Below are 21,039 nucleotides of genomic sequence, written 5' to 3'. Positions count from 1 at the left end.
ATTAGGTAGCATGTGCATATATGCGAGGAGGCGTAATGGCAGGCAGTAGTTTTGGGAGATTATTCCGTATAAGCACCTTCGGTGAAAGCCATGGCGGCGCCGTCGGAGTTGTTCTGGATGGAGCCCCTCCCGGGCTCGATATCTGTGAAGCTGATATACAGAAAGAACTTGATCGAAGGAAACCCGGGCAGTCATCGGTTACTACACCGCGAATGGAACCGGATATTGTTCATATTCTCTCCGGTGTGTTCGAGGGTAAGACCACAGGCACCCCGATGCTTATGATTTTATATAACAAGGATGCGCAGCCGAGCGCATATAATGATATCAAGGATATGTTCCGGCCGGGACATGCTGATTTTACGTATCTGAAAAAATACGGAATCCGGGATTATCGTGGCAGCGGCAGGGCATCCGGGCGTGAAACCGCTGGTCGCGTTGCAGCCGGTGCGGTGGCGCGTAAACTGCTTGAACAGAGAGGTGTCGGTATTGTGGCCTATACCCTGCGTTCAGCAGGTATTTCCTGTGAACGCTTTGTTCCCGAGGCGATCGAACAGAATCCGATGCGTGCCTGTGATCCGGTTGCGGCTGCACATATGGTCGAGAGAATCGAGGAACTGGCGAGTGAGGGTGACAGCGTCGGCGGGATTGTAGAATGCCGCATAAGCGGACTCGCTCCAGGACTGGGTGAGCCGGTTTTTGACAAAATCGAGGCGGATCTGGCTAAAGCCATGCTTTCGCTGGGTGCAGTCAAGGGCTTCGAAATCGGGCTTGGTTTCGGAGCGGTAGATCTGAAAGGTAGTGAGCATAATGATGCTATGGGTTCTGATGGCTTCCGGAGCAATAATGCCGGTGGTGTTATCGGGGGCATTACCACTGGTGAGGAGCTGGTTTTCAGGATTGCGGTGAAGCCGACTTCCTCGATTTCCAAGGCTCAACAGACAGTGGACAAGGATGGTACCGAGCGGGAGATCAGGACCGAGGGGCGTCACGATCCATGTATCTGTCCGAGAATTGTTCCGGTGGTTGAGGCTATGGCATGTCTGGTTCTTGAGGACCATTATAAGCGTTACGAAGCATTGAAGGTGTAAAATGAAAAAGTCTGCAGAATATATCAAGGATTTCATGAAGAAGGTATTTGTCGGTCTGGGAGTTCCCGAAGCTGATGCTGATATCTGCGCGGATGTATTGATCGAGGCGGATCTGCGGGGTATTGATTCGCATGGTATTAATCGCCTGAAGCCGATCTATTATGACAGGATCAAGGCAGGAATTCAGTTCCCGAATGCTCCGATAGATATTGTGCGTGAGGGTCCGACTACTGCGGTACTGGATGCCAATAACGGTATGGGGATGGTTGTTTCCCACAAGGCAATGGCAATGGCTGTTGATAAGGCAAAGAAACTCGGAATGGGAATGACCGTTGTCCGCAATTCCACCCATTATGGAATTGCGGGCTACTACCCGCTGATGGCGGCTGAAAAGGGCTGTATCGGCTTGAGCGGGACGAATGCCCGTCCTTCCATTGCTCCGACTTTCGGTGTTGAAAATATGCTGGGAACCAATCCGCAGACCTGGGCTATACCAACGGATGAGGATTTCCCGTTTTTCCTGGACTGTGCTACCAGCGTAAGTCAGCGGGGAAAAATCGAGGTCTATGATCGCCTTGGTAAGCCCCTGCCCGAGGGCTGGGTGGTGCGCCGGGATGGTACAACGGCGACTGACCCGGGTGAGGTGCTGAAGGATCTGATAGCCGGAAATGCTGCCTTGACCCCGCTTGGAGGAATTGGTGAGGATGGCGGCGGATACAAGGGCTATGGATATGCTGTAGTGACAGAAATTCTTTCGGCAGCCCTGCAGGGCGGTCAGTTTCTGAAGGCCTTATCCGGCTTTGATGATCAGGGAAACAAGCAGCCGTATCGCCTGGGGCACTTTTTTATGGCAATAGATATTGAAGCCTTTACCGATCTTGAATCATTCAAGAAGACAACTGGAGATATTCTGCGGGCACTCAGGAATTCCGATAAGGCACCCGGGCAGGAGCGGATTTTTACAGCTGGTGAAAAGGAATGGGATGCCTACAGGATCCGCTCGGTAGACGGCATTGAAGTAAGCGAATCTGTGGCTGAAGAGTTCCGGATCATGGCTGATGAACTAGGTATACAAGGTTTTGACTGGTAATATACCGGATAAGGGCAGCAGCTGGACCGTTCCTGCTGCCCCTTTTACGCTTTCTACAAACAAACTGCCCGGAAATAGTCCTGCCCTGCTGTTTTCTGAAGATGCGAAGCTGCTTCTGCTGTCCGGCAGGATTCCTTTAATCGATGAGCTCATTGAATTATTCGGTGAAATGGCCTTTAATGATATATGGATTAAGGCTGGTGAATATAATAACTCCACGTTTGTATTATACAGTGGAGATCTGGGAGAGCTGATTGTACCGATTGATCTGAGTAAACCTGAAACGGGTAATTTCCGGATTGAGCGTATTCGTGCTTTGCTTCCGGGCAGTTATCCGGAGCTCGGTGAAGCTGTGACAACCCTTGTATTCAGGGCGTATCAGTTGTTTCAGTGGAACCGATCTGAGATTTTCTGCAGCCGCAGTGGTCAAATATTGCAGTGGTCGGAACGGGAGTTGGCTAAATGTGGTTCCTTGGGAACGGTTTTTCCCAGAATCAGTCCGGCTGTAATAGTGGCAGTCGAGCGTAATGGTAAGATTCTGCTGGCGCGCTCGCAGCGGTCTGCAAAGGCCTACTTCAGTCTTATCGCCGGTTTTGTTGAAGCTGGAGAGAGCCTTGAGGACGCTGTGCACAGGGAAGTACGTGAGGAAGTCGGTCTGGAAGTTTGTGAACTGCAGTATACAGGGAGTCAGTCATGGCCTTTTCCGGATGCTCTGATGCTAGGATTCAGGGCGAAGTGGAAATCAGGTGAAATCCTGATTCAGGAAGATGAGATCGCCGAGGCTGCCTGGTTTTCTCCGGACAGTCTGCCTGAACTGCCCGGCGGTCTGAGTATTGCAAAGACTATGATTGAAACTATGTGCTCTGAACTCAGGGGGGAGTTATGAAAATGCGTGTGCGGGTGATAATTGCTTCAATCCTTCTGCTTGCACCTGGCTTGTTTGCCGTGCTGCAGCTCATTGAAGTCTGCCAGGATGTGGCTCGGCTTAACAGGGGTATCTGGGCTGTCATGGCAGTTCTGACCATTCTGTTCGGCGGTCTGGGTGGTCTTTCCATGGTGTTTGCCATTCCGGCGTATTTCCATATGAGTGACCGGAAGGGACTGCTGATGCGTGCGGTATATCGAAGCGGGATTCTGGTTCTACTGGCGCTTACCATATTACCGCTGGTGAAATGGTTTGTACCTTATGTTTTTCTTGAGGTTGCGTTTATGGATGTAATTGGATTGATCGGTATGAGGTATCCTCTGCAGGCTTCTGTGGCAGGTGGAATGCTCTTGCTGTATTCTGCAGCAGGTCTGATCTTCAGGAGGCGGGTGCATTACAGCCGCTTTGAAATGCCGGCAGCTGTGTAATACAGCCGCCCTGAACATCTGCATTGATTCGACGCTGCACTTGCATGCAGCGCCGGGCTGCTAAAGTTTATCCAGCAGCATTGAACATTTACCGGATGGGATCGGCAGGGTTTTAGCCTTTTCGCCAAGCACATCTACAGTGAAATAATACAGTTTTTCACTTTCCAGCCTGATCTCCCAGCCCCGGCCACTTTTCTTAGCCAGAATGGTGATGTTGTTTCTCTTGAGACTGAGGTTTTCAATACCCATTATCTCCTTGGTCGGAATGACCCAGGTAACTTCCTTTCTCGGTAGACTGATAGTCAGTCCGATTACGTGTTCAATCATGAGTGTAATCGTTGACAGTCCGGTATATGCCAGCAGCATTGGCCGGGGAAAATCTGGATTGCCTTCCCATTTTGCCGGACCGTCCTTGTGCGGCTGATAGGCTTCCCAGACGGTACCCTGGTCACTTCCTTCCGGATGAAGGGTATCGAGCAGATAGTAGAAGTGGCGCAGGGTAAATTCCCTGGCCAGTTCAAAGGCTTTGTATTGTTCCAGAGCTTTAATAACCATAAAGGTAAAGGGTGGAAATACTGATCCGCAGAATCCTCCACCTTCCGGGTTATAAGCCGGCTCATTTGCAGCCAGTGTCGGAAAGGGATTCTCGGTACCAAATGTTTCTGGATTTCTCATGTGGGCTATGAGTTTTTCAATGCGGGCCTCGTTCGGTATGGCACAGAGCATCGGCCAGAAGGTAGCGATGGTCTTGACTCGAATCTGGTTATGTTCGCCGTCAATGTCGTAATAGACGCCGGAACTCTCATTCCACATAAGATTGTTGATTCGTGTTTTCAGAGAGAAGTAGAGTCTCTTGTATCGGAATGCAATTTCCTTGTCATTGAGAATTTCACCGAGTTCGCTCATATAATAGGCGTTCAGTGCCTGCTGGGAATTGAAATCCACAAAGTACTCTGCACCTTCTCTTGGACTGTTGATCATTTTGGTTGCCGCAAGCGGCACCTTGTACAGACCGTTGTCCTGCTGGAATGTATCCTCAAGCCAGGAAAAATACTTTTCCAGTATTGGCATGATTTCCTTAACACGTTTCTTGTTTCCCACCTTGTGGAAGAGATTAAACTCTGCCCATGCAAATAGTGGTGGGTTTACTCCCTCCGGGTTATCATCGGTGAAAACCGGCTTGCCGTCACTGAGTCTGTAATCAGCACGGATTGCACCGTTTTCTTCCTGCTTTTTATAAAAGCTGTCCAGCTGGGCGGCAGCTGGAAATGTCCGGTTGCTGTAAACAAGAAAGAATGTGGAAAAAATTGCTTCAAACTGGTTTATGGTATCAGATCCCGGAGAGTGGAAAAACTTTGGCTCGAATCCGTTGGAAGCGTCCCCTTTGTGCCAGTGGTCCTGAACCCATGCCCAGGTTTGGTCGTATACGTCTACAAAATCCTGGTCAAAATAATGAACCGTTGGAAAATCTTTTTTTACCACGGAGTCTCCTCGAAATAGGCAGCGATATGATGCTGTGTAATCATTGAACTTATAAAAATACACCATTGAGCTAGGTGAAGTCAAATAGGGACAGAGGAAATCGGCAGTTTGACTGCGCCAGAAGATGCTTTCGAGTAATACACGGGCTTTTTCCTACATTGTTGAGCCTCCTACCAAATTGTAGGTAAGATGATTGTATCCTACCTGGATTGACAATGTCAGGCTCAGGTGTGATATTTTTATCATTATGATTACGGACAAAGATATTCTAGTCACTGCCGGCCTTGCACAGGTCGAGTTATCGGAGGATGAACGCGAAGCTCTGCGTGCGTCTATGAGCAGGATGGTTGAATACATGGAAGTAATGGCAGAAGCCCCGGTTGATGAGCTTCTGGCTATGACCCATGTCCACGCCGCTGAAAACCGGATCCGTAATGATAATAATAATCCCTGGAATAATACAGATGCCCTGCTGGAAAATGCAGAGGACCTTGAGGATCGCTATATTGCGATACCTAACGTATTATAAGCAGCATTTCTGCTGCGCAAAACGGGGAGTAAACAATGGAAAGCAAGACAAGACAGCTGTTTCCGGCTGAATACAAGCAGAAAATACAGGAACTGGATTCCAACATACATGCCTTTTTGTCACTGGCGCCGGTCTTTACCGGGAAGTCAGCAAGTCAGGGCAGCAATGATTCAGGTACCGTCGAAAGCAGCATCCCGGAAGCGGAACTCAAAGGAATGCCCTTTGCCGTCAAGGATAATATTGCGGTTGAGGGCCTTCCGCTGACCTGCGGATCAAAAATGCTCGAGCGGCTGGTCGCCCCTTATACGGCTACAGCAGTATCCAGACTGGAGTCGGCAGGTGCTGTTCCTGTTGGCAAAACAAATCTGGATGAATTCGGCATGGGATCGGCTACTGAAAACGAGGTGTTCGGTGCAACCAGAAATCCCTGGGATACCGAGCGGGTTGCCGGCGGCTCCAGCGGAGGCAGCGCAGCAGCGGTAGCGTCAGGCATGGTGCCCTTCGCTCTTGGTTCTGATACCGGGGGATCCGTCCGGCAGCCGGCTGGTTTCTGCGGTGTCTATGGTTTGAAGCCCACCTACGGGGCGGTTTCCCGTTTTGGTCTGACCGCTTATGCGAGCTCTCTTGAAACAATCGGTATTTTCAGTCGTGATCTGCCGCTGATGAGGACAGTCTTCCGCTGTATACGCGGACTTGATGAGCGGGATCAGACAAGTATTGACTGGAACAAAACAGAACTCCGCAGAGAACCGGCAAGAAGAATCGCTTTTCTGAAGGATCCCGGGCAACTGCATGAGGACGTAGCGGCTGTGTACAAGGCTGCAGAAGAGCAGGTGAGGGATCTTGGTTACTCAGTTAAATATGTGGAGCTGAAGAGCCTCCGCTATGCAACTGCGGCGTATTACACCATCGCTACTGCCGAGGCCAGCGCCAACCTGGCCCGTTATAATGGAATTCGATATGGATTACGTCCGATTTATGCCGAGAGTCCCGATGAGCTGATGCGGCTTTCACGTACCGAGGGCTTCGGCTCTGAGGTGAAGGCGAGGATACTGCTGGGAACTTATGTGCTGCGTTCCGGATTTCAGGATCAGTTCTACATCCGCGCCCAGAAAATACGGACATTGCTTTACAACGAGCTGCAGGGCATATTCGGAAATGCCGAAGCTTCCAGCGAAGGCTGTGATGCCTTCATGCTTCCGGTTTTCCCTGGTCCTGCTTTTCTGAGCGGTGGACGGGAACTTGATTCCTTCGCCCAGAAGCAGGCTGACTGTTTTACCACACTGGCAAATTTATCCGGGTCACCGGCCTGTGCATTTCCGATGGAAATCCGCAATGGTCTGCCTATCGGTCTGCAGCTCATGGGGCCTCACGGCAGCGACGAGCGTCTGCTTGACTGTATTTCCGAATTGAGGGGTGATGCAGCAGTGAAGAATCCACCGCTGTTTGCTGGCTGCAGCTACAGGGGGACAATCGTATGAGTACTTATGAAACCTTTATCGGACTCGAGATTCATATTCAGCTTAAAACCTTGAGCAAGATTTTCTGCAGCTGCCGGGCGGCTTTTGGCGATGAGCCGAACAACAATGTCTGTCCGGTCTGCATGGGATATCCGGGGGTGCTGCCCTCACTGAACGGCGAGGCCATGCTTTTATCCTACACGGTAGCCGAGGCCCTGCACTGCAATCTTTCACCGGTATGTGTATTCGACCGCAAGAACTATTTTTATCCTGATCTTCCCAAGAATTATCAGATCAGTCAGTTTCATCATCCTCTGGGGACTGACGGCTACATTGAATATGAGCTGGAAGGCGAAAGACGCCGTGCGCGTATCAAGGAATGTCACCTGGAAGAGGATGCCGGGAAAATGATCCATGCCGGAGAAATGTCTCTGCTGGATTTTAACCGCACAGGGACACCTCTGCTGGAAATCGTTACAGAACCGGATCTCAGAACAGGTGCTGAGGCTGAGGCCTTGTTACATGAACTGCGGCGGATCGTCCGCTACCTTGCTGTCTGCGATGGTAACATGGACGAGGGTTCAATGCGTTGTGATGCCAATGTTTCGGTCAACCTGACCGGAAAGGGTCTGGGCAGCAAGGTTGAGGTCAAGAACCTCAACTCTTCCCGTTTTGTGCGCAAGGCTCTGGAATTCGAGATCGATCGGCAGTGTAGCCTCATGGATACAAACAGTCCCATCGATGTCGAGACAAGGCTCTGGAACGAGAACCGGGATGTCACCGAGACTATGAGATCGAAAGAGGCTGCGAACGACTACCGCTATTTTCCGGAACCTGACCTTCCGCCTTTCCGCACTGATGCTGATTTTCTGTCACAGGTGCACAGCAAGCAGGTTGAGCTGCCTTTGGAGCGCAAGAGTCGTCTGATCAAGGATCTGGGCCTGACTGAGCAGCATGTGGATATTATCACCGAAGAAAAATCCGGAGTTGATTTTTTTGAAGAACTGCTGGCGCTGGGTGTCGATGCGAGTGCGGCGGCGGCCTGGTTTGTATCCGATGTAAAACAACATCTGAACAGCCTGCAGCAGGATATCGCAGACTGTAATCTCAGTCCCGCATATCTTTCTGACATAATTGATGCAATCGACCGGAAGGTTCTCAGTGGAAAACTGGCCAAGCAGGTACTTGCCAAAGTATTTGCAGGTGAGGGCAGTCCTGCAGAGATAATCGCCCGTGAGGGCTACCGGATGATTTCAGATCCCGAAGAACTGAGGGTAATTATGCAGACTGTGCTGGAAAAAAATCCAAAGGCTCTAGCAGACCTGCAGAGTGGAAAGGCTAAAACCGCCGGGTTTATTGTGGGTCAGGTTATGCGGGAAACAGGCGGCATGGCCGATCCTGATGTTCTGCAGAATCTGATCAGCGGGTTGAAAGGGAGTACAGATCATGAGTAAGCGAATACTTGCTGCAGAACTACAGAATCATGAAGGAAGTGAAGTTCTGGTATCCGGCTGGGTTCATCGTATCCGGGAACTCGGAGGAATCAGTTTCATGCTGCTCAGGGACAGAAGCGGTATTCTGCAGATTGTTTATCAGGATATTCCGGATTTCCCGCTGGAATCGGTCGTCTCGGTGCGCGGTCTGGTCAAACAGAATGAAAAGGCTCCCGGTGGTTTCGAGATCGAGGCGCTGGAGAGCAGTATGCTTGGCCGTGCGGCTGGTGATCTTCCATTCGCTGTTAACCAGGATGCTTCACGTACCGGTATTGATGCACTTCTTGATAATCGTCTGCTCAGTCTTCGTAACCCGAAGGTGCTGGATATCTTCAGGGTGCAGGCATGTATCGTGGAGGGCTTTGCAACCTTTCTGCGCACAAAGGATTTTACCGAGATCAAGTCAAGTAAACTCATTGGTTCCGGTACAGAGGGTGGGACAGGCTTGTTCCAGGTGGAGTATTTCGACGACAAGGTGTATCTGGCGCAATCTCCTCAGTTCTACAAGCAGGCAATGGTGGCCAGTGGGCTCGAGAGGGTTTTCGAGATCGGGCACGCCTACCGCGCTGAGAAGCATGATACTGCCAGACATCTGAATGAATACGTTTCACTGGATGTGGAAATGGGATTCATTGAGGGAATAGAAGAGCTTATGGATCTTGAGCTTGGTATTCTGAGCCACGTTTCGGCAATGGTCAGCGAAAAACATGCTGATATTCTCGAGCGCTATAACATGACGCTTCCGGATGCCGATCAGTGGCAGAAAACTCCTCGGATTGCCCATGAAGCAGCGAAGAAGATCGCAAGTGAACGCTGCGGCAAGCGTCTCTTCGAGATCAACCCTGAAGCTGAACGTGAACTCTGTGCCTGGGCCCAGGAGGAATACGGAGTGCCGGCAGTGTTTGTCACCGAGTTTCCGCGGAAAAAACGACCTTTTTATACCTATCCTGATGGACTGAAAACCAGCAGTTTCGATCTTCTTTTTGGCGGGATTGAAATTACCACCGGAGGGCGCAGAATCAATCAGTATGAAATGCTGATTGAGAATCTGCCCCGCTTCGGACTTACCGAAGAGGGGCTTGGTGATTACTGTTCAATTTTCCGCTACGGCTGTCCGCCGCATGGAGGATTTGCAATCGGTCTGGAAAGACTGACCCAGAAATTTCTTGGTCTGGAGAATGTAAAAGAGGCATCGCTTTTTCCGCGTGACCGAAAACGAATCCGGCCCTGAGGATCGGCGGGCATAGCCCGCCTTCAGTCAGTCCTGTTCTTTATCCAGATCTTCGGGATCCGGCATATATTCATCAAGATTATCAGAATCCATGTTATCCAGATCTATGCCGAGATCATCAAGTCCCGGCATTTCAACTTCATTCTCACCGAGAGCTGCTCTGTCGGGATTGATTACGGCATCATCGAAGACAACCATGGTTCCTCCGACGTTTATAACATCACCCGCTTCGAGTTTCCGCTCGGTCGTTTTCTGATTATTAACCTTCACCGGATTTTCACTTTCAATGGTGTAACTCTTGTCATCTGCATTGTAGATCACCGTTGCATGGCTGGGTTTGGCGCTTGGTGCATTTACCAGAGTGATGTCATCGCTGTCAGCTGAACCGATAACTGTTTTGGTCTGGGTAATCTCCATTACGGTACTGCCTCTTCCGGGGTTCAGAACCTCGAGGTTGGCACTGCTGCGTTTGTTGAGGAGATTGATTCTGCTCAGTCCGAACAGTCCGAGTACCGCCAGTAGAAATGGGATAATCAATGCCAGGGGATGCAGTGCTCCCGGAATACCGAAAAGGGTGCCGGCGAAATAAGTACGCTGGGTTTCTACGGCCGGGCTGGTTCCGGTATAGCGCGCTTTTACAATGCGCTTTTCAGAGGGAATCATGGCGGCCCGGTAAGTCAGTCGGTATTCACGGAGTACCTGATCCCTTATGTCCAGATAGATCTGTGCAAGCTCATCTGCACTGCGGGTATCAAAAAGCCGCCCTCCGGACTCCCGGGTAAGATCGGGCAGACTGACATCGAGGTCATCTCCGAGGCGGATCGCAAAGAGGCTTATTCCGCTGCGCTGAAGTGATTCTATACTTTCATCCAGGGTATAGACGCGTTCACCGAACTCGGGATGAGGCTCTCCGGTTCCTTCGAGGTAGGGGAAATTTTCACCATCCGAGAGCATAATCAGTACGTTCCGACCGGGAAGATCAGCAAGGTAGGATACTGCTTCCTGTATAGAATAGTAGTTTTCTGTCCAGCCTTCGCCGGTTCCCGGTTCGGGTCTTTCAATGCGGTTCACGGCAGTCAGCAGTTCAGCAGGATTGTTGATCATTTCGGAATGGAGATGAAATCTGGTATTGAAAGAAGCCAGCTGCACACGATCGCGGCTGTCATCCATGGAGCGCAGAAATATCCGCAAGGCATCTTTAGCATAGGTCATACGCATAAGCCTGCTGTCTTCGGTTCGCTCACCTTCCATGGTTTCATACATGCTGCCCGAATTATCGATAAGCAGGAAGAAATTGATTCCCTGATCAAGGGCGTGGGCGGAGAATCCGGTTATTGGCACCGGAGTAAAATTACTGCCGTCCTCGGATTCCAGAATCTCGAAATGCTGTGATCCCAGATTATCAATCGGTACACCATTGCTGTCGAGTACACTCAGGTACAGTTCGATCTGCTGACGTGTAAGCAGGCGACCGGGATTGATCTGGCTTATTGATATTTCCGTTGAAAATGCCTGCGCCGGAAAGAGCATGGAAAAAACCAGTAAAAGGATTCCTGCAATACATGTTCCAGCGCGCCGGGGTTTGTTTTTTCGCATAGTGTTCGTCCTTTATTCGTGCTTGTAGAGCAGTTTTACTGTTCCGATCTTGATTACATCTTCGAATTTAAGCAGCCGTTCAGATACGGCGATATCATTAACCAGGATTTCCTGATCTTCGCCGACCGGCTTGAGCAGCAGCTCCCGATCGACGGTCTGCAGCTGACCGTGGCGGCTTTCCACTCCATCATAATCAGCCAGTAGCACGTGACAACGGTAGCTGCTTCCAATAGACATTTTATCCTGATTCAGAATGAATTCCTTGCCCTTGTGAGGGCCATTGAGGATACGGAATATACCATAGGACATACGACGCTCTATAAAAGAGTATGCCAGTCCAATTGATATGCCCAGTAGAATCAGGCCGATAAGTGTGGCAGATGCTGCAAGAGGAAAGATGGTTCTGAGTGCTTCAAGAATAAAGCCGCCAACCAGACCTCCCAGGAATCCTCCGACAATACCGGTAATAAATTTACGTCTGCTCTGCACTCTTATACCTTCGGTAATACCGATACAGGTACCGAGTACCGCCCAGCCGAGGGCCCGGGAAACGGGGTATCCGAAGGTTTGAAGTTCACCTTCAGATAAGGCAAGGCGCTCACCGAAAAAGAGGAATACCCTTTGAGCGACCAGAAATCCTGCGGCACCGCCGATGGCTCCAATTAAAGCTCCAATGGCCATACCTGCAAAAAAGCGGTCCAGACGTTTGAGTATTATACCCTCAGAGGTCGAAAAGAATGCCCCGAAAATCAGGCCGAATACAGCACCGCTTACCAGGCTGAATAGCAGAAAACTCGGAAAAGATGTCTGGTACTGCAGTAATATTTGCAGCAGGGGCCAGGCAGCGAGGCCGCCGAGCAGGCCGAGACAGCTGATTATCAGTCTGCGGAAGAACATGGTCATGGTATTTCTCCTTCAGTTATAGCATACAGTATAAGTTCATTTTTTTCCTGATCATAGCTTATTGCAAAATATACCCTGGAATCGGACTCAATTCTGACAGAAAGTTCATTACTATGGATTCTTCCTGCCTGGGCTTGCAGCGTATAGCGGCCGGGGGGCAGCTGCAGGATTTCCGGGCTGTTTTCCTGGAGCACCGGCAGTTCACTGTTCCGTGGTACTGCTCCGCCGCTGATATAGGTTTTCCGGTTGTTCAGTTGTATTCTGGTTTTATCCCGATCCGAGCTTATGTGGATAAAGCCAGGTCGGGGCATAAGTGCGGCTTCGAGGTAGAGATCAGCCTGTCGTGAATCTGTGGAAATGAGAAGTTCCTGTGAGTAGTAATTGGGCCGACTGATGCGAAAGTGGAGCTCTTCCCCTGTTGTCAGCGCATTTTCAGCCATGAGCTGTTCAAGCTGACGGAATCTGTCTTCGTAGAGAACCTCGATTCTGGAGACAGCAGTAATATCCTGTGCGCTTGCGAGATCCCGGACCCTGGCATGAACTCGCAGTGGTAGGGGAGCTGGTGCCTGGTGCTGGAAGCTGAAGTGATTCAGATCGATATTATAATGCGGGGTATAGCGTCCGGTTTCCGGCTGAAGGAAGAAGCTCCGTTGGTAGCGGTGTGTGCCGATTTTGACATGCAGTTCATAGGCACGAGCCGGGAGAAATAATGGACTGCTGACCAGATGTGCCGGAACTGGTTCGGGTCTGATTGATTCAGGGAGAAGCTGGAAAACAGAAGCGTTCTGCCAGGGCTGATGCAGTGGCAGCTCGTAGACAATTTCCTGATTCCGGTCTGCAGTCAGATAGACCTGTTTTGGCAGTTCGCTGAATTCCTGCAGATCCAGATCAGAATTTATGCTGATTCTGATGCCACCATAGCGATGGGGATGCAGGATACGGAAATGATACTGAATTGAATACAGATATATGATTCCGGCGGCTGCAAGTATAAAAAGTACTGCGAGGGAGGCTGCTTTCTTCCAGGGGAAGGCATGCGCCGGGGATTTTGTTCTTTTCCCGGCTACAAAATCAGTGAGCAGGGCTGCTGATTCAAATGGAACTCCCACCTGGGGCCTGATCCGTAGTTCCTTTTCTATCTTCCTGATAAGAATATTGAGGTCCTGGCAGCGCCGTTTTAGCTTGGGCTGCATGCATTTCTTCATAATCTTCAGGGCGAAGGGTGAAATATTCGGGTTATGTTTCCGGGGGCTGGTATACTTACCCTTGATAATACGCTGGTAGGTTTCGGGCAGTTTGGTTCCGGGAAATGGTTTTTTTCCGGTCAGCATTTCATAGAGCATGACACCGAGTGAATAGATATCTGCCCGTTTATCGACATCGCGGGAACTGGTGAATTGCTCCGGCGCCATATATGAAGGAGTCCCGAGAGTCATTCCAACCTGGGTAAGGTCCTGGTCATTGATCTGATCCCGAATGGCTGCGATTCCGAAATCAAGCAGTTTTACTTCACCTCGTTTTGAAACCAGAATATTGCCTGGTTTAATGTCACGGTGAATTACTTTCCGGGAGTGGGCATATGAGAGAGCCCGTGCAGCATAGAGGAATATTCGCAGTGCGATATGTTCAGGGAGATAACGTTCGCGGTCGATCAGATCTTCGAGGCTGATCCCCTCGATGTATTCCTGGACAATATGAAATGCCTTGCCGTCTTCAAAGTGATCGTAGACATCTACAATATAATCACTCTTGAAATTGAACATTATCTGGGCTTCACGACGGAATCTTTCCTGAACATGGCCGCTGTCCTGCATGGTCAGGCGTTTTATGACCAGTTCCTGCTTTAGTGTGGGGTGTTGAGCCTTGTATACATTTCCCATTCCCCCGCTGGCAATCAGGGACTGGATCTCATACTTACCGATATTCTTCGGAATTTCTGCCATTATTTCCTCTTTCAGACTCTAAATATAGAGAATGTCCTGTTCAGGGTCGAATTTCTGTTCCGGATGAAGAACAGCTGCTATTCCCGCCGCGGGATTATGGAGCTGTATGAATTTACCCCCGGCCCTCAGGGCATATTTTCCGGAAACCGGTCGGTGTCCGCCGAAATAATAGACAGGTCGGTCGGGAGCCTGCTGTTCTTCAGGAATATAGGTCCGCAGCATTTCCTGAACACTGCCGTTTTCGGCAGCCCCGTTGGCAGTCCATGTCAATCCGTCAACAACCTCTGGATACTGGCGGTAATCCCTGACTTCGGCAGGCAGGTAACAGCGGCGGGGTTCGGCGTGACTCACCAGAAAACCCAGGCCAATTGCCAGCAGGGGCAGGCTGTGCTCAACCTGATCTATGCAGTCAATCAATTCAGGAGGGTAAAAAGCCTCCATGTAGTCAGCGACCATCTGCCCTTCGTATGCGAACTTGCCGAATGAATGATTGCCTTCGCCTTCCTGGTTACGGATGTTTTCATGATTACCCTTGAGTAGATGAACGGCTTCGGGGAAACAGGTTTTAATACAGGCCAGCATCTGCAAGGTGCCGAGGCTTTCCCGCATTTCTTCGTCCATTGAGCTGCGACGGCTGAATCCTTCGAGGTATTCCTGCAGTGCAGCACGCCATCGGTCGGCTGCCCGTTGCTCGGCATGTACGTAATCTCCGACGAAAACCAGCTGGGCATCTCCCTTCTGCAGGGCCTCGAACAGGCTCTGACCGGGAAGGGGAATATCCAGGATTTTCCGCACTACATCCATTCGGGCATGAATATCCGGAATTACTACAGTGATCCGTTTTGGACTGAGCCAGACAAGTCCTCCTGGCAGTCCGTCAGAATCCCTGGGTCGGAGATAATCCGGTTCCGAGTTCAGAATCTGCAGCAAAGGCTGGAACTGTTCAAGTATTTCCTCTGCTGCAGGCGGAGAGCCCTGCTGCATGATTGCATCCAGGGCCGGTATAAGTGTGTTCGGGTCGATAGTGGTCTACTCCAGATCCAGCGACTTGTTTACATCTGCAAAGCTCTCGGAGATAATCTGTGTTGCCGAGTTCAAACGCTTGTTTTCTTCTTCAGCTTCCAGTTCTTCCCGGTGAATGGCGATGCGGTAGATCAGTGAACTCTGTTCGATCGGTCCATCGGTAAATCTGGCCGGCGAATTAACCCGTATTGAACCCTTTATAGCTGTCTGTTCAGACAGCAGGGCGTCGGGTACATCGTGACGGAGTCCGATGCTGGTGTACTCAACCCTTCTCTGCTGATCTTCCTGAGCGCCTATTGTCAGTAGTGAACCCGAGTAGGTAATTACGAGCGCTCCCCGTGGAAAATCTGCAGCAAGCTCGTCTACCGTTTCCATGTTGAGCCCGGCGGTTTTTTCTTCGAAAAGACGCTGCTTTTCGAGCCACCCTTCGGAGATTGCTTCCACAGCATCATCACCTTGCGGAAGCCCGGATGTAGCAGCGATATCCCTTATATGGTCCTGAATTTCCTCAGGTACCTGATCCAAAAAGATTCCCATACTCCCTCCTGTAAGCATACAAGTGTACACTCTCAGTCAGAATTTGCAAGCCACTATTTCCGGAAGCGAATAATCTCGGTATAAGCCAGCAGAAAAGGTGCCACGCCCTTGGCCTCGTTCTCGACAACGGGTTCAGAAAGATAGTATTCGTAACTTCCGTCTCTCATCTGTTTTCCGCCGAGTCCGGCTACCAGACAGATGCCTCCAAGATTCATGTGACCGTCTTTTTCGTAGAGTTTGTTTTCCTGAATTCCATCAAAACTGCGCTCACCGTATATCCGGTAGGATTCAGGCAGATAGCCGAGACGTACTGCTTTCAGGATAGCGTATGATATGATCGCACTGCCGCTGGTTTCAAGATAATTTCCTTCCCTCTCTGTCTGGTCAACGACCTGGTACCACATGCCACTCTTGTCCTGATACTTGAGCATGGCATCAATTGAGGATCGGAAGATCTGCAGGACCTGTGTGTCTTTTCCTTTAGCCCTGGATGAATCAGTTTTTTCCAGAACATCTACCAGTGCCATGAGGTACCAGCCCATTGCCCTGATCCAGAAATGTCTGGATAATCCGGTTTCCTTGTCACACCAGAACATTTCCCGTGATTCATCGTAGGCATGATATGAAAGTCCGGTATCCGTATCCCGCATGACATTATCTACATGAATTATCTGATCGAAGATGTCATCGTAATTGCTGCCGTCTCCAAAGGTGTTTTCATACTCAAGATAGAAGGGCAGAGCCATATACAGACCATCAAGCCAGACCTGATTGGGGTATATCTGTTTGTGCCAGAAGTTACCTGCCTTGATCCGTGGCTGTTCCTGAAGCTGGCGATAGAGTAGGTGCAGGGCTTTGGCGTATTTCTCTTCACCGTAGATGCGGTATAAATCGAAGAGTACCTTGCCCTCGTTTATGTTATCGAGATTATATTCCTTGATGTCATAGCTGCGTATGCTTCCATCTTCCTGAACATAGTAATCGATGAAGTTTCTGGAGAATTCCAGATAGTCCTGTTCACCGGTAATGTAATGCAGTTCCAGCATGGCCTTGATCATGCAGCCATCTATATAATTCCAGGAGGGTTTCTTCCCTTCGAGTATTTTTTCAATGTTCCAGATCGGTTTGTCCGGTTGAGATGCATTCATAAGATATGTGATGTAATTCTGAATAAGTTTCATTTTGAACTCCCTTGCATAGACCGAGGTGATCTCTTTTTTTCAAGTATAGGTTGCAATCAAGCAGCTGTAAACTGGAACTTCGTTTCATTTATAAAAGTGGTTGGAAAATGTAATAAATTGAAGCTGGCTAAATTTGCAAAGCAGGATTAGGCTGTAGGAAGGCGGTGAATAGCCTGGCAAAGGGACTGAAGTTTGAGGGAGATGAGTTGCTTCTGGATTTGGAGCTTGCAATAGGCCAGAGCTGTGGATGTCATTCCCGGCATGTGAAGCAGGCATCAATCTATTCCAGATCCTCGAACGGCACGGCCCTGATCAAGGAGGCTCTGGATGAAATCGTCAGAATCAGAGAAGCCCTTGATATCGATTGAGAGACATGGTGAGTATGTCCATCCTGCAGGCAGGTCAGTAGATTCAGAAGACAGAAAACTCCGCTTTGCGTATCTCACCAGAGGCATTCATGGGGCAGGAGGTGTAGCGACAGATACTGCCCATCTGTTGTGGGATAGTATGGTGTCCCGGGCTGCAGAATCCGGAATTCATATAACAGCGGTTATTGGCGATCATACCGGTAAGGGTCTGGATAACTTCATGTTTGATCTGATTAATGATGGAGAATATGACGGTATTCTGACCTGGATCGGACAGAGTGATGAGGATATTTGCCGGGTTTTCAGTCGTTTCAGGCGGACACCCCTTGTCAGTCTTTCTTCGCCCCTGCTCGGTTTTCCTATGGTTGGAATAAACAACAGCACTGGTATGAATGAGCTCATGGAACACCTGATTCAGGACCATGGAGTGAGAAAGATCGCCTTTATCTGTGGGCCGGATTATCATGCCTATGCGGTTGAGCGGAAAAATGCCTATATCTCGGCATTGGAGCGAGCAGGGATTACGCCTGATCCGAAGCTGATTTCCGGAAGGGGGGAATGGAGCAAGCAAACCGGAAAAGATGGCGCCCACCTGCTTCTGGATGAACGCGGTCTGAAACCCGGGAGGGATATTGAGGCCATAGTCTGTGCAAATGACCGCATTGCGATCGGCGTACTCGAGGAGCTGGAGTTGCGGGGGCAGTATTGTCCGGCGGATATTCTGGTCTGCGGATTCAATGATCTGCCTGAGGCACGGAGTCATTTTCCTTCCATTACCAGTGTTGGTATGCCTTTTCATGAACAGGGCGCTGCTGCAGTCAGTCTGCTCGAGGAACTGGTTCGAAATGGGAGATGTTCTGCCTCGGTTTCCATTCCTTCCCGCCTGCAGATCCATGAAACCTGCGGCTGTCCGGTATTCTGGGAACGGAGCAGGACAGAGAATCCATCGGATCTGGAACTCTGGTATACACGGATGAACGGGATCCTGCAGGCTGGTATCAATTCAGGAGATAAATCCGAGCAGATCCACGAATGCATGCAAGATTTCCTGCGCCAGATCTACAGTTTTACCGATATCTCACTGCGGAAGAAGGAACTTGTGCGGATGGATTCTGTTCTTCTTGCAGAATCCCTGCAGAAGCTGGATACCCTGCTGGCGCGCAGCTCAAGCATAAATGCTGTCGTTACTGCATTGCAGGAGGAGTTTCCGAAATTCTCAGTGCAGAAGTGTTTCGTGGTTCTATTTTCCGGGTCTGATTCCGACTCACAGTTACCGGAGAAAGCAATGCAGGTGTTCGGATTTTCTGAGGGAATGGATCCTGTAACCGAGGTAAGAACTTTCAGAACGAGCGAAATAATACCAGGTGGGCTGAGACAGCTTACACAAGACATGCCGTATATAGTTGTCCCGCTTTCCTTTGGTCTCGAGCGGCTGGGCTATGTATTGTATTCATACGGATCCAGTGATCCTCATGTATATGACTCCCTTTCGGCCAAACTCTCAGGGGCATTCAGGAATGCAGGATTGTCAGAAAAGCTGCAGAAAAAGGCTGTTGATCTCGAAGCCACCAACCAGCAGCTTGAGAACTCATTGCAGACTCTGGAACTTGCCCAGGAGAAACTGGTTGAAGCTGAAAAGATGGCTGCCCTGGGTGAGCTTGTGGCAGGGATTGCGCATGAAGTTAACACCCCGCTCGGGGCAGCGATTACTGCCTGCTCTTTTTTGCAGGATGAGGCAGCCGAAAACGAACTGGTCGCTGAATCAAGCCGGATAATTATTGATAATCTAGTGCGTGCCCGTGATCTGATCCGTAATTTCCGGCAGATTGCTGCGGACCGGGGCTACGAGGAAGTACGGATATTCAATATGCATGAATACCTGAAAATGATTGTCGAAAGTATGAAGCCTGTTCTGAGAGAGGGAGCACATGAGGTGGAGATCTGCTGTCCACTGGAACTTGAAGTGTATGGATATCCGGGGGCAATAGGACAGATAATCAGCAACCTGATCCAGAATTCTGTTCTGCATGGCTTTGAGACCAGGCAGTCCGGAAAAATCCGGATTGCAGTTGAGACTGTGGTCGGTGATAGTATTCCTGAATTCATGATTACATATTCTGATAACGGCTGCGGGGTCAGGGAAGAAGACAGGAAAAAGATATTCAATCCCTTTTTCACCAGTAAAAGAGGTTCAGGCAGCACAGGTCTGGGTCTGCATATTGTCTACAATCTGGTAAGTCAGGTTCTGGGAGGCAAAATCAGCTGTGACTTTCCGGGGGAAGGCTCTGCCGCAGAGGCAGGTATCTGCTTCCGTATACAGGCCCCGATATCAGTCCGGGAGGAGATCGCTCCGTAAAATAGCCGGCAGTTCTTCAATCTGATTGAACTCCAGCTGCTGGATCTGCCAGCCGCGCCGGCTGTACTGCAGCCTGAGGTAATCCCCACGTCTGATCCGCCGTATGTCCGGCGACTGCAGCATTATTCTTTCGTATTCCTCCGCATTCTGTACCTCAGACAGACTTATTTCTGCGGGAGCCCATTGAGTGGCTTCAACATAGTATTCGGCTGAGCTGGTACTGCGCGAAAGTTCCTTAATCGAAATGTCTGTTATGCCATAGATATTCTGAAACCGGCCGGGAATATTACCCTCGAGGTACTCCTCTGGCGCGATTATTGACCTTCGAGCGGTGTGTCCCCGGCTGGTCTTATCTGCGAGATCTATCTGCAGAATGCTGCGTATTTCGTTCTGGGCGGTTCTCCCGGCGGTAATTCTGTCCATGGTCTGGTGATCAAGACTATTGAAGGATTCATAATAGAGCCGGACGATTTCCCGGGGTCCGAGATTGCTGAAATCCTCTTCCTGAAGGGGGGTTCCGAGACCTGAGAGGTACAGAAAGAGGATTGCCGCCAGCAGAACTGCGCTAGTATAAATTTTTGATCGTTTCTGGTTAATGAACCTGCTTATCCGGGTTTTGATTTTGTATATGCGTATTGCTGTCTGAAGTTTCGGACTCTCCTCCGGCGGTAGTTGAAAATGCTGCTGAGCTGACAGTTTGTCGATTGTCTCGAGAATTCCATCAATCTGCTCACTTGCCAGAGTTTTCTTTTTCAGAAGTGACTGGTTGATCTGTTCGGATATTTCTGCCGGCAAGCCTGGTTGATAGTAGTATGGGTTTATGCCTTCATAGGGATCGGTATTCTGATTCATAGTGCCGGAAAGAAGCCGGGTGCAGAGCGAGAGTATACTGTATTGGCAGAAAGGACTGTGATCATGGTCTGAATGTATATGCGGAAGCTGGCTGTCAGCGGGCTCGAATGAATAAGCCAGATTCCGGGGAACAAAGAAAATAGAGCCATTGTCGAGAAAATACACTGATTCCTGACCTGGTGCCGGCAGGTGTATGCTGTGTTCCTCTGCATAGGCATAAGCAGAGTTGAGCTTTCTGAGTTTATATATTACTGCATGAAATGTATCGGTCAGAATACTTTCAAATGGTAGTCCCTCAAGGTAGGGGCCGGTGAGGGCCATTTCACCCCCGCGTTCAGTCCAGATATTTGGTTTCCATACTGTAGAGTTCCTGACTTCCAAATCATCAAAATGAATTATCGTTCCTTCAGGAAGCCCCTGTTTGTACAGGCGCCTTGATTCAACGGAATCGCTTTCAGCTCCACTCAGAATGTAAAGACAATGAGATGACTGATCGGGAACGAATATATTTTTCATAAAATCTCCTGGCAGGTCAAAGAAGTATAGCTATA

Annotated in this window: 18 protein-coding genes; 10 read left to right on the top strand and 8 right to left on the bottom strand. The window is 49.8% G+C overall.

The window, feature by feature from the left end:
• Positions 1 to 35: 35 nt before the first annotated feature.
• From aroC to ACYQ2L_RS13430, 4 genes are read left to right on the top strand one after another with little or no spacing between them, the layout of a single operon-like run.
• Entirely contained in the window at positions 36 to 1,091 is a 1,056-nt protein-coding gene (gene aroC, locus ACYQ2L_RS13445; RefSeq protein ID WP_460056675.1) for a chorismate synthase, read from the top strand.
• A 1-nt stretch (position 1,092) separates the two neighbouring features.
• A complete protein-coding gene (locus ACYQ2L_RS13440; protein ID WP_460056671.1) occupies positions 1,093 to 2,181 on the top strand; it encodes an Ldh family oxidoreductase in 1,089 nt (362 codons plus the stop codon).
• The gene (gene nudC / locus ACYQ2L_RS13435) at positions 2,171 to 3,067 is read left to right on the top strand and encodes an NAD(+) diphosphatase (protein WP_460056668.1); all 897 of its coding nucleotides are present in this window, start codon (positions 2,171 to 2,173) and stop codon (positions 3,065 to 3,067) included. The genes ACYQ2L_RS13440 and nudC overlap by 11 nt, the downstream gene beginning before the upstream one ends.
• Complete coding sequence (locus ACYQ2L_RS13430; protein ID WP_460056667.1) at positions 3,064 to 3,534, top strand: hypothetical protein; 471 nt, start codon at positions 3,064 to 3,066, stop codon at positions 3,532 to 3,534. Before nudC ends, ACYQ2L_RS13430 begins: the two co-directional genes overlap by 4 nt.
• A gap of 60 nt (positions 3,535 to 3,594) precedes the next feature.
• Here ACYQ2L_RS13430 and ACYQ2L_RS13425 read toward each other — a convergent pair whose 3' ends face one another.
• On the bottom strand, positions 3,595 to 5,016 hold the full coding sequence (locus ACYQ2L_RS13425) for an MGH1-like glycoside hydrolase domain-containing protein (protein WP_460056664.1): 1,422 nt from the start codon (positions 5,014 to 5,016) through the stop codon (positions 3,595 to 3,597).
• Positions 5,017 to 5,263: 247 nt separating this feature from the next.
• Between ACYQ2L_RS13425 and gatC the strand changes: the two genes are divergently transcribed.
• From gatC to aspS, 4 genes are read left to right on the top strand one after another with little or no spacing between them, the layout of a single operon-like run.
• Positions 5,264 to 5,545 (top strand): Asp-tRNA(Asn)/Glu-tRNA(Gln) amidotransferase subunit GatC, encoded by a 282-nt coding sequence (gatC, locus tag ACYQ2L_RS13420; RefSeq protein WP_460056661.1) that lies wholly within the window; start codon positions 5,264 to 5,266, stop codon positions 5,543 to 5,545.
• Between the two features lie 35 nt (positions 5,546 to 5,580).
• Positions 5,581 to 7,026 carry an amidase family protein gene (locus tag ACYQ2L_RS13415; protein ID WP_460056658.1) on the top strand — a complete coding sequence of 482 codons (1,446 nt, stop codon included), beginning with the start codon at positions 5,581 to 5,583 and terminating at the stop codon, positions 7,024 to 7,026.
• On the top strand, positions 7,023 to 8,459 hold the full coding sequence (gatB, locus tag ACYQ2L_RS13410) for an Asp-tRNA(Asn)/Glu-tRNA(Gln) amidotransferase subunit GatB (RefSeq protein WP_460056656.1): 1,437 nt from the start codon (positions 7,023 to 7,025) through the stop codon (positions 8,457 to 8,459). Before ACYQ2L_RS13415 ends, gatB begins: the two co-directional genes overlap by 4 nt.
• Positions 8,452 to 9,729, top strand: coding sequence for an aspartate--tRNA(Asn) ligase (gene aspS / locus ACYQ2L_RS13405; protein WP_460056654.1), 1,278 nt, complete (start codon positions 8,452 to 8,454; stop codon positions 9,727 to 9,729). The genes gatB and aspS overlap by 8 nt, the downstream gene beginning before the upstream one ends.
• 27 nt (positions 9,730 to 9,756) lie before the next feature.
• Here aspS and ACYQ2L_RS13400 read toward each other — a convergent pair whose 3' ends face one another.
• The 6 genes from ACYQ2L_RS13400 to ACYQ2L_RS13375 are packed head-to-tail and all read right to left on the bottom strand — an operon-like array spanning position 9,757 to position 16,912.
• Positions 9,757 to 11,325 (bottom strand): VWA domain-containing protein, encoded by a 1,569-nt coding sequence (locus tag ACYQ2L_RS13400; protein ID WP_460056651.1) that lies wholly within the window; start codon positions 11,323 to 11,325, stop codon positions 9,757 to 9,759.
• Positions 11,326 to 11,337: 12 nt separating this feature from the next.
• Positions 11,338 to 12,228 carry an FHA domain-containing protein gene (locus ACYQ2L_RS13395; protein WP_460056649.1) on the bottom strand — a complete coding sequence of 297 codons (891 nt, stop codon included), beginning with the start codon at positions 12,226 to 12,228 and terminating at the stop codon, positions 11,338 to 11,340.
• Complete coding sequence (locus tag ACYQ2L_RS13390) at positions 12,225 to 14,171, bottom strand: serine/threonine protein kinase (RefSeq protein ID WP_460056646.1); 1,947 nt, start codon at positions 14,169 to 14,171, stop codon at positions 12,225 to 12,227. The genes ACYQ2L_RS13395 and ACYQ2L_RS13390 overlap by 4 nt, the downstream gene beginning before the upstream one ends.
• 18 nt (positions 14,172 to 14,189) lie before the next feature.
• Complete coding sequence (locus ACYQ2L_RS13385; RefSeq protein WP_460056644.1) at positions 14,190 to 15,155, bottom strand: metallophosphoesterase; 966 nt, start codon at positions 15,153 to 15,155, stop codon at positions 14,190 to 14,192.
• Positions 15,156 to 15,200: 45 nt separating this feature from the next.
• The gene (locus tag ACYQ2L_RS13380) at positions 15,201 to 15,731 is read right to left on the bottom strand and encodes a hypothetical protein (RefSeq protein ID WP_460056641.1); all 531 of its coding nucleotides are present in this window, start codon (positions 15,729 to 15,731) and stop codon (positions 15,201 to 15,203) included.
• 53 nt (positions 15,732 to 15,784) lie between these two features.
• Positions 15,785 to 16,912, bottom strand: a complete 1,128-nt coding sequence (locus ACYQ2L_RS13375) for a glycoside hydrolase family 88/105 protein (RefSeq protein WP_460056639.1) — start codon at positions 16,910 to 16,912, stop codon at positions 15,785 to 15,787.
• Positions 16,913 to 17,076: 164 nt separating this feature from the next.
• Between ACYQ2L_RS13375 and ACYQ2L_RS13370 the strand changes: the two genes are divergently transcribed.
• Both ACYQ2L_RS13370 and ACYQ2L_RS13365 read left to right on the top strand, forming a co-directional pair.
• Positions 17,077 to 17,280: a hypothetical protein gene (locus ACYQ2L_RS13370; protein ID WP_460056637.1), complete on the top strand. Its 204-nt coding sequence runs from the start codon at positions 17,077 to 17,079 to the stop codon at positions 17,278 to 17,280.
• Positions 17,240 to 19,636 (top strand): substrate-binding domain-containing protein, encoded by a 2,397-nt coding sequence (locus ACYQ2L_RS13365; RefSeq protein ID WP_460056634.1) that lies wholly within the window; start codon positions 17,240 to 17,242, stop codon positions 19,634 to 19,636. Before ACYQ2L_RS13370 ends, ACYQ2L_RS13365 begins: the two co-directional genes overlap by 41 nt.
• Here the strand turns inward: ACYQ2L_RS13365 and ACYQ2L_RS13360 are convergent.
• Positions 19,610 to 21,004, bottom strand: a complete 1,395-nt coding sequence (locus ACYQ2L_RS13360; RefSeq protein WP_460056631.1) for a hypothetical protein — start codon at positions 21,002 to 21,004, stop codon at positions 19,610 to 19,612. The two genes, ACYQ2L_RS13365 and ACYQ2L_RS13360, sit on opposite strands and share 27 nt — an antisense overlap.
• Positions 21,005 to 21,039: the final 35 nt, after the last annotated feature.

The sequence above is a fragment of the Spirochaeta dissipatitropha genome, from assembly GCF_054657935.1.
The sequence above is the reverse complement of the archived record's forward strand: the minus strand, read 5'-3'. Positions and strand labels throughout refer to the sequence as shown.

Coding starts and splice junctions, on each gene's coding strand:
- gatB (WP_460056656.1), top strand. CDS start 7,023: ATGAGTACTTATGAAACCTTTATCGGACTCGAGATTCATATTCAGCTT.
- ACYQ2L_RS13375 (WP_460056639.1), bottom strand. CDS start 16,912: ATGAAACTTATTCAGAATTACATCACATATCTTATGAATGCATCTCAA.
- ACYQ2L_RS13385 (WP_460056644.1), bottom strand. CDS start 15,155: ATGCAGCAGGGCTCTCCGCCTGCAGCAGAGGAAATACTTGAACAGTTC.
- ACYQ2L_RS13390 (WP_460056646.1), bottom strand. CDS start 14,171: ATGGCAGAAATTCCGAAGAATATCGGTAAGTATGAGATCCAGTCCCTG.
- ACYQ2L_RS13415 (WP_460056658.1), top strand. CDS start 5,581: ATGGAAAGCAAGACAAGACAGCTGTTTCCGGCTGAATACAAGCAGAAA.
- aspS (WP_460056654.1), top strand. CDS start 8,452: ATGAGTAAGCGAATACTTGCTGCAGAACTACAGAATCATGAAGGAAGT.
- aroC (WP_460056675.1), top strand. CDS start 36: ATGGCAGGCAGTAGTTTTGGGAGATTATTCCGTATAAGCACCTTCGGT.
- ACYQ2L_RS13365 (WP_460056634.1), top strand. CDS start 17,240: ATGAAATCGTCAGAATCAGAGAAGCCCTTGATATCGATTGAGAGACAT.
- gatC (WP_460056661.1), top strand. CDS start 5,264: ATGATTACGGACAAAGATATTCTAGTCACTGCCGGCCTTGCACAGGTC.
- ACYQ2L_RS13440 (WP_460056671.1), top strand. CDS start 1,093: ATGAAAAAGTCTGCAGAATATATCAAGGATTTCATGAAGAAGGTATTT.
- ACYQ2L_RS13400 (WP_460056651.1), bottom strand. CDS start 11,325: ATGCGAAAAAACAAACCCCGGCGCGCTGGAACATGTATTGCAGGAATC.
- ACYQ2L_RS13430 (WP_460056667.1), top strand. CDS start 3,064: ATGAAAATGCGTGTGCGGGTGATAATTGCTTCAATCCTTCTGCTTGCA.
- ACYQ2L_RS13360 (WP_460056631.1), bottom strand. CDS start 21,004: ATGAAAAATATATTCGTTCCCGATCAGTCATCTCATTGTCTTTACATT.
- ACYQ2L_RS13395 (WP_460056649.1), bottom strand. CDS start 12,228: ATGACCATGTTCTTCCGCAGACTGATAATCAGCTGTCTCGGCCTGCTC.
- ACYQ2L_RS13380 (WP_460056641.1), bottom strand. CDS start 15,731: ATGGGAATCTTTTTGGATCAGGTACCTGAGGAAATTCAGGACCATATA.